This is a genomic window from uncultured Amnibacterium sp. (assembly GCF_964245895.1).
Taxonomy (GTDB): Bacteria; Actinomycetota; Actinomycetes; order Actinomycetales; family Microbacteriaceae; genus Amnibacterium.
Genome location: NZ_CAXTOQ010000150.1, coordinates 1 through 8,039, shown reverse-complemented (window position 1 = coordinate 8,039; position 8,039 = coordinate 1). Strand labels below are relative to the sequence as shown.

Below are 8,039 nucleotides of genomic sequence, written 5' to 3'. Positions count from 1 at the left end.
ACGCCGACACCGGGGGTGACACCGGCGGACAGGTCGATCTCGACGAGCAGGATCACGAAGACCAGCGCGATCGCCAGCGCGGCGAGCGCGGCGGACTGCGTGAACAGGTTCGCGATGTTCAGCCGGGTCAGGAAGTACGGGCTGAGCGCCGTGAACAGGACGGTGAGGACCAGCAGCGCGCCGATCGCGGGCAGCATGCCCATCTCGCCGCCGCGCACCCGCTGCACGTACGCGCGCAGCTGGTCCACGATCGAGCCCTCGTAGCCGGTGGCGATACCCGGAGGGGTGGCGCCGCCGGCCGTGTCGACCGCCGCGGCGAGCGACGTGTCGGTGCCCTTCGTGGTGGTCATCGGGCCGCTCCTTCGAGTTCGGGCTCGTACGTCTTGAGGCCGGTGATGTAGCCGATGACGTCGCTGTTGTTGGTCTTCGCGGTCTCCACCTGGGCGACCATCGTGCCCAGGTAGAGCACGTTGATGTGGTCGGCGACCTGGAACACGTCGACGAGGTTGTGGCTGATGATCAGCACGCCCACGCCGGCGTCCGCGAGGCGGCGGACCAGGTTCAGGACCTGCTCCGTCTGCGCGACGCCGAGGGCCGCGGTCGGCTCGTCGAGGATGACGACCCGCGCCTCCTGCAGCACGGCCCGGGCGATCGCGACGGTCTGCCGCTGCCCGCCCGAGAGCGACGAGACCTTCTGCCGCACGGACTTCACCGTCCGCACGGAGAGGGACCCGAGCGTCGCGGACGCCGCCTTCTCCATCTCGCCGTTCGCGAGCATCCCGTTCTCGGTCGTCTCGCGCCCGAGGAACATGTTCTGGACGATGTCGAGGTTCTCGCAGAGCGCGAGGTCCTGGTACACGACCTCGATGCCGAGCTTCGAGGCCGCGGTCGGCGAGCCGAGGTGCACGACGTTCCCGTCCACCATGGTCTCGCCCGAGTCGTAGGGCTGCACCCCGGCGAGGCCCTTGATCAGGGTCGACTTGCCTGCGCCGTTGTCACCGACCAGGGCGCTGACCTGGCCGGGGTAGATCTTGAGGTTGACGCCCTTGAGCACCTCGACCGGGCCGAAGCCCTTGCGGATGTCCCTGAGCTCGATGATCGGGGCGATCATGCCCCCTCCTTCCGCCGACCGCGCCGTCGCGGCCGGAACGCGTGTGATCAGGATGATGCCGCTGTGGCGGCGCTCCGGGAAGGGGCGCCGCCACAGCGGGATCGGGAGATGCTCGGAACTACTTGATGCCGGCCTTGTCGCAGGCGGCGGCGACGTCGCCCTTGCAGATCTCGGCGGCGGTCGCGTTGCCGTCGGAGATGACCTTCTTGATGCCGTCGGCGTCGGTCACGAGGATCGGCGTCTCGTTGAAGAAGGGCACGCCGTCGACGTCGGCGGGAGCGGTCGGCTTGTCACCCTTCAGCAGGCTGACGGCGAGCTTGCCGGCCTCGTCGGCCTCCAGCTGGAACGGCTTGTAGACCGTGCCGGTCTGCTTGCCGAGCAGGATGTTCTGCAGACCCGCGATGGAGGCGTCCTGGCCGGAGACCGGGACCTTCTTGCCGTTCTTGTCGAGCACCGCGATGACGGACGCCGCGTTCGCGTCGTTCGCGACCCAGACCGCGTCGACCTTCCCGTTCAGCGCCGTGTAGGCCTGCTCGAAGTTGGTGCCGGACTTGTCGGCGTCCCAGGTGCCCTTGGGCTCCTTGGCCGGCTTGATGCCCGCGGCGGACATCACCTTGTCGGCGCCGTCGTGGAAGAACTTCGCGTTGCCGTCGGTCGGGTCGCCGCCCATGTAGACGACGCTGGCCGTCTTCGGGTCCTTGCCCTCCTTCTTCAGGCCGTCGACGATCAGCTGGCCCTCGAGCTCGCCGACCTTCGTGTTGTCGAAGGAGACGTAGTAGTCCGCGCCGGCGATCGGGCGGTCGTAGGCGATGACCGGGATGCCCTGGCCCTTGGCCTTGGTGAGCACCTGCGCGCCCGCGCCGTTCAGGTCGACGAGCAGCATCACGCCGCAGCCCTTCGAGAGCTGCTGGTCGGCGATGGTCGCGTACTTCTCGGTGTCGTTCTGCGCGTTCTGGATGTCCGCGTCGAAGCCGGCGTCCTTCAGCGCCTTCTCGAGCGCGGGACGGTCGCCGCTCTCCCAGCGGGGAGACGACTCCGTGTCGGGCAGGATCACGCACGCGCGCTTCGCCGCGGCGTTCGTGGCACCTCCGGAGGAGGAGGAGCCGTCCGAGCTGCCGGGGCCGGCGGCGGAACAGCCGGCGAGAGCGAGGGTCGCGGCAGCCACGACGGCTGCCAGACCGATGATGGGGGTCTTCAAGGCTTCGTCACCTTTCACCAGAGGCGAGGCGCATGGCCCCGATCCCTCGACGCCGAGGAACTCGCAGACTGTACCCAGGAACGGGGTCATCCGATGTGACCCGTCACATAACGATGTCGTAACAACAAATCCATTCAGGGGCTCTGGCAGAGTGATCGGGACGGATCACGGCGACGGCGCCCGGGAGGCGGACCAGTGCGATTCACCGACGGCTTCTGGCTGATGCGGTCCGGCGTCGATGCCCACTACGCCCGGCAGGCCTACGCGCTCGACGCCCGGCCGGGCGCGCTCGTCGTCACCGCGCCGACGAGGGTCGTGGCGAGCCGCGCCGACACCCTGAACCTGCCCGTGCTGACCGTGACGGTGGCGCCCCACCTGCCGGGCGTCATCCGGGTGCGCATCGAGCACCACACCGGCGGCGGCGAGCCGCTGCGCTTCGCGACCGCACCGGCGGACGGCGGATCCGTGCGCGTCGGCGAGGACGGCGCCGGGATCGTGACGAGCGGGTCGCTCGAGGCGCGGGTCGCTCCCGGCGCTCCCTGGAACCTGTCCTTCTCCTCCGGCGGGAGCCGGCTGACCGCCAGCGGGCACCGCTCGCAGGCCTGGCTGCGCCTCGCCCCCGACGCGCAGGTGGACGCGCCGCCTGTCGGCCTGCCCCGCAGCGGCACCTACGTGCACGAGCAGCTGGACCTGGGCGTCGGCACGCACGTGTACGGGCTCGGCGAGCGGTTCGGCCCGCTGGTGAAGAACGGCCAGACCGTCGAGATCTGGAACGCCGACGGCGGCACGTCGAGCGAGCAGGCGTACAAGAACGTGCCGTTCTACCTGACCGACGCCGGCTACGGCGTGTTCGTGAACGAGCCGGGCCACGTCTCGTTCGAGGTGGGCTCGGAGGCGGTGCAGCGCGTGCAGTTCTCCGTCGCCGGGGAGTCGCTCGAGTACTTCGTGATCGCCGGCGAGACCCCGGCGGCGATCCTCGAGCGGTACACCGCGCTCACCGGCAGGCCCGCCGACGTGCCGGCCTGGAGCTACGGCACCTGGCTGTCGACCAGCTTCACGACCGACTACGACGAGGCGACCGTGACCTCGTTCCTCGACGGCATGCGCGACCGCGACCTGCCCCTGTCCGTCTTCCACTTCGACTGCGCGTGGATGCGCGAGCTGCAGTGGTGCGACTTCGTGTGGGACGACCGCGTCTTCCCCGACCCGGAGGGGATGCTGCGGCGGCTGCACGACCGCGGCATCAAGGTGTCGATCTGGATCAACTCCTACATCGGGCAGCAGTCGCCGCTGTTCGCCGAGGCCGCCGCGGCCGGCCACCTGCTGCGCCGCCCGGACGGCTCCGTGTGGCAGTGGGACCTGTGGCAGGCCGGCATGGGCATCGTCGACTTCACGAGCCACGCGGCCGTCGCCTGGTTCCAGGACAAGCTGCGCGGGCTGCTGCGGCAGGGCGTCGACGCGATCAAGACCGACTTCGGCGAGCGCATCCCCCTCGACGTCGTGTGGGCGGACGGCTCCGACCCCGAGCGGATGCACAACCTCTACACCGAGCGCTACAACGCCGCCGTGCACGCGGTGCTGGAGGAGGAGCGGCCCGGCGAGGCCGTGCTGTTCGCGCGGTCCGCCACCGCCGGCGGGCAGCAGCACCCGGTGCACTGGGGCGGCGACTCCACGTCGACCTACGCCTCGATGGCCGAGACCCTGCGCGGCGGGCTGTCGCTCTCGCTGTCCGGCTTCGGGTTCTGGAGCCACGACATCGGCGGCTTCGAGGGCACGCCGGACGCCGGCGTCTTCAAGCGCTGGGTGCCGTTCGGCCTGCTGTCCAGCCACAGCCGCTTCCACGGCTCCGACTCGTACCGCGTGCCGTGGCTGTTCGACGTCGACGAGTCCGCGCCCGACTCCGCGGTGAGCGTGACGCGACGGTTCGCGCGGCTGAAGAACCGGCTCGCGCCGTACCTGATCGCGGCGGGCCACGAGGCCGCCGCGACCGGCCTGCCGGTGATGCGGCCGATGGTGCTGGCGTTCCCGGAGGACCCGACGGCCCGGCCGCTGGACCGGCAGTACCTGCTCGGCCCCGACCTGCTCGTCGCCCCGGTCTTCTCCGAGGCCGGCGACGTCGAGCTGTACCTGCCCGCGGGCACCTGGACGTCGCTGCTCACCGGCGAGCGGGCGACCGGGCCGGGCTGGCGGCGGGAGCGGCACGGGTTCGACTCCCTGCCCCTCTACGTGCGGGAGGGGGCGGTGCTGCCGCTCGGGGCGCGCGAGGACCGGCCGGACACCGACCACCTCGACGGCCTCGTGCTGCGGGCGTTCCCCGGCGTGCCGGGGACGCGCGAGGTCGCGGTCGCCGGGGCCGTCTTCGCCGTCGAGACGACCGCGGACGCGGTGCGGGCCGCAGGTCCCGCCGGCACGTGGCGGCTGCAGGTCGGCGACGCGGTCGCGGACGCCGTCGACGGCGTCGCGGTGCTGCCGCTGCCGTCGGCGTGACCGCCGGCGGTCCCCCTCCGGTGCTGCGGCGGCCCGGCGCTACAGTGATCGCCCCAGCTCGACGAGGACCCGGGAGGCGCGCCATGGCGGTCGGCTCCCGTCCGGCGCGCCCGGCGTCCATCCGCGACGTGGCCCGGCTGGCGGGGGTGTCGCACCAGACCGTGTCCCGCGTGCTGAACGACTCCCCGAGCATCCACGAGGCGACCAGGAACCGCGTCGTCGCCGCGATGGCCGAGCTGCAGTACCGACCGAGCGCGGCGGCGCGGGCGCTCAGCACGAACCGGTCGAAGACCATCGGCGTGCTCGCTGCGACCCGCGCGCACTACGGCCCCTCCCGCGCGATCGAGGCGATCGAGGAGGCGGCGCGCTCGCGCGGCTACTTCGTCACGTCGGCGTCGATGGGCCGCACCGACGAGGAGTCGGTGCGGGCGGCGCTCGTCGACCTGCTCGCGCAGGACGTCGAGGCCCTGGTGGTCGTCGCGCCGGCGCTGCACGTGGCCGAGACGATCGCGACGCTGGCGCCGGGAGTGCCGTACGTGCTGCTGCGCTCGGCCGGCGCCGGGGACGAGACGGGCCTGCGGGTCGACGAGATCGCGGGCGCGCGGCTCGCCACGCGGCACCTGCTCGATCTCGGCCACACGGCGATCGTGCACGTCGCCGGCCCGCACGACTGGATCGAGGCGCAAGCCAGGCAGCAGGGGTTCGAGGACGAGCTGGCGTCGCACGGGCTGTCCGCCCTGCGCTGCGTGCAGGGCGACTGGACCGCCGACGCCGGCCACCGCGCCGGTCTCGAGCTGCTCCCCGATCGGCAGGCGACGGCCGTGTTCTGCAGCAACGACTCCACCGCGATCGGCCTGCTGCACGCGGCGCACGAGCTGGGGGTCGCCGTGCCGGGCGACCTGTCGGTCGTGGGCTACGACGACATCCCGGAGGCCGCGCACCTGTGGCCGCCGCTGACGACCGTGCGGCAGGACTTCGCGGCGCTCGGGCTGCGGTGCGTGACGACGCTGCTCGGCGAGGAGGACGCACCGGCGGCGCTCGTGCCGCAGCTGGTGCTGCGGGCGACGACCGCGCCGCCGAGGGAGGAGCACCGATGACGGGCCTGCGCAGCGACGGCTGGTACGGCGGCGACGACCGCGACGGCTACATCCATCGTGCGTGGATGCGGCGCGGCTCCCCCGACGACGCGTTCGACGGCTCCCGGCCGCAGATCGCCATCGCCAACACCGCCTCCGACCTGACGCCGTGCAACATGCACCTCGACGAGGTGTCCGCCGCGGTGAAGCGCGGGGTGGCGGAGGCGGGCGGCGTCGGGCTCGACCTGCCGGTGGTGTCGCTCGGCGAGACCCTTGTCCGGCCCACCGCGATGCTCTGGCGGAACATGGCCGCGATGGCGATGGAGGAGCTGTTCCGCGCCAACCCGATCGACGGCCTGGTGCTGCTCGGCGGCTGCGACAAGACGATCCCCGCCCTGCTGATGGCCGCCGCGTCGGTCGGCATCCCCGCGGTCGTCGTGCCGGGCGGCCCGATGATGAACGGGATGTTCCGCGGCAAGCGGATGGGCTGCGGCACCGGCGTCTGGCAGCTGAGCGAGGAGGTGCGGGCCGGCACGCTGTCGAAGGAGGCGTTCCTCGCCAGCGACCGCTCGATGGTCCGCAGCAAGGGGCACTGCAGCACGATGGGCACCGCGTCGACCATGGCGATCGTGGCCGAGGCGCTCGGCATGACGATCCCCGGCACCGCCGGCACGCCGGCCCCTGATGCCCGCCTGCTCGAGGCCGCGATCCACACGGGCCGGCTCGCGGTCGACCTGGTCCGCGAGGGCCGCACGATGGGCGACGTCGTCACGAAGGCCTCGTTCCACAACGCGATCGTGGCGATCGCCGCGACCGGCGGCTCCACGAACGCCGTCGTGCACCTGCTCGCGATCGCCGGCCGCCTCGGGATCGATCTGACGCTCGAGGACTTCGACCGCATCGGCGCCGACGTGCCCCTGCTCGTCAACCTGCAGCCCTCCGGCACGTACCTGATGGAGGACCTCTACAACGCCGGCGGGCTGCTGGCCGTGCTCGCGGAGGTGCGCGACCTGCTCGATCCCACGCCGATCACGGTCACCGGTCGCCCGCTCGTCGACTACCTCGACGACCAGGCGATCTGGGACCCGGCGGTGATCACGCCCCGCGCCGAGCCGCTGATCGAGCAGGCCGGCATCGCGGTGCTGAAGGGCAACCTCGCGCCGAACGGCGCGATCATCAAACCGGCCGCCGCCTCCCCGCACCTGCTGCAGCACCGCGGCAGGGCGGTCGTCTTCGACTCTATCGAGGACTTCCACGCGCGGGTCGACGACCCGGACCTGGACGTCACGCCGGACTCGGTGCTGGTCCTGCGCGGCTGCGGGCCGATGGGCTACCCCGGCATGCCGGAGGTAGCGAACCTGCCCCTGCCGCAGAAGATCCTGCGGCTCGGCGTGCGCGACATGGTGCGCGTCTGCGACGGGCGGATGTCCGGCACCGCGTACGGCACGGTCGTGCTGCACGTCGCGCCCGAGGCCGCGGCCGGCGGGCTGCTCGGCCTGGTGCAGGACGGCGACGAGATCGTGCTCGACGTCGCGAACCGGGCGATCGTGCTCGACGTGCCGGAGGCGCAGCTGGCGCTGCGGACGCCGCCCGCGTCCCTGGTGGCCGGGTTCGCGTCGGCGACCCGCGGCTGGGAGCGGCTGTACATCGAGCACGTGCAGGGCGCGGACACCGGAGCCGACCTGGACTTCTTGGTCGGCGCGAGCGGATCGGAGGTCACCCGTGAGTCCCACTGACGTGGTCGAGGGATCGATCCGGCGCGCGGCGCTGCGCGGCGGGGCGTCCCGCTGGGTCGTGCGGACCGACGGCGCGGACCGGCTGATCGAGGGCGGCCTCGCGGACCTGCTGCGGCTGCCGCTCGACGAGGCGCGGGAGCGGCTGGCCGCGGCGACCCCGGTCGACCATCCGTTCGGCGTCGCGGCGCCCGTCGACGAGCAGGAGGTCTGGGCCGCGGGCGTCACGTACGAGCGCAGCCGGGACGAGCGGATGGCCGAGTCGACGGAGGCGTCGATCTACGACCGGGTGTACGCCGCCGCCCGGCCCGAGCTGTTCTTCAAGGCGCCCGCGTCCCGCGTCGTCGGGCCGGGCGACCCGGTCGGCATCCGCGTCGACTCCGCGTGGGACGTGCCCGAGCCCGAGCTCGGGCTGGTGTTCACGGCTTCCGGCG

5 protein-coding genes and 2 pseudogenes are annotated in these 8,039 nt (G+C 72.4%); 4 read left to right on the top strand and 3 right to left on the bottom strand.

Annotated features, from left to right (window positions below; genetic code table 11):
- The 3 genes and pseudogenes from ACFE60_RS15735 to ACFE60_RS15725 all read right to left on the bottom strand — a co-directional run.
- A pseudogene (locus ACFE60_RS15735) lies at positions 1-350 on the bottom strand (ABC transporter permease); the annotation flags it as partial.
- Positions 347-1,111, bottom strand: a complete 765-nt coding sequence (locus ACFE60_RS15730) for an ATP-binding cassette domain-containing protein (protein WP_375389805.1) — start codon at positions 1,109-1,111, stop codon at positions 347-349. The pseudogene ACFE60_RS15735 and the gene ACFE60_RS15730, both read right to left, overlap by 4 nt.
- Before the next feature lie 118 nt (positions 1,112-1,229).
- Positions 1,230-2,309 (bottom strand): sugar ABC transporter substrate-binding protein, encoded by a 1,080-nt coding sequence (locus ACFE60_RS15725; RefSeq protein ID WP_375389804.1) that lies wholly within the window; start codon positions 2,307-2,309, stop codon positions 1,230-1,232.
- Between the two features lie 195 nt (positions 2,310-2,504).
- On the opposite strand from ACFE60_RS15725, the gene yicI reads away from it, so the two are divergent.
- The 4 genes and pseudogenes from yicI to ACFE60_RS15705 form a co-directional block, all read left to right on the top strand.
- The gene (yicI, locus tag ACFE60_RS15720; RefSeq protein ID WP_375389803.1) at positions 2,505-4,796 is read left to right on the top strand and encodes an alpha-xylosidase; all 2,292 of its coding nucleotides are present in this window, start codon (positions 2,505-2,507) and stop codon (positions 4,794-4,796) included.
- An 83-nt stretch (positions 4,797-4,879) separates the two neighbouring features.
- Positions 4,880-5,893 (top strand): LacI family DNA-binding transcriptional regulator, encoded by a 1,014-nt coding sequence (locus tag ACFE60_RS15715; protein WP_375389802.1) that lies wholly within the window; start codon positions 4,880-4,882, stop codon positions 5,891-5,893.
- Positions 5,890-7,608, top strand: a complete 1,719-nt coding sequence (locus ACFE60_RS15710; RefSeq protein ID WP_375389801.1) for a dihydroxy-acid dehydratase — start codon at positions 5,890-5,892, stop codon at positions 7,606-7,608. Before ACFE60_RS15715 ends, ACFE60_RS15710 begins: the two co-directional genes overlap by 4 nt.
- Positions 7,595-8,039: pseudogene (locus ACFE60_RS15705) on the top strand (hypothetical protein); the annotation flags it as partial. The gene ACFE60_RS15710 and the pseudogene ACFE60_RS15705, both read left to right, overlap by 14 nt.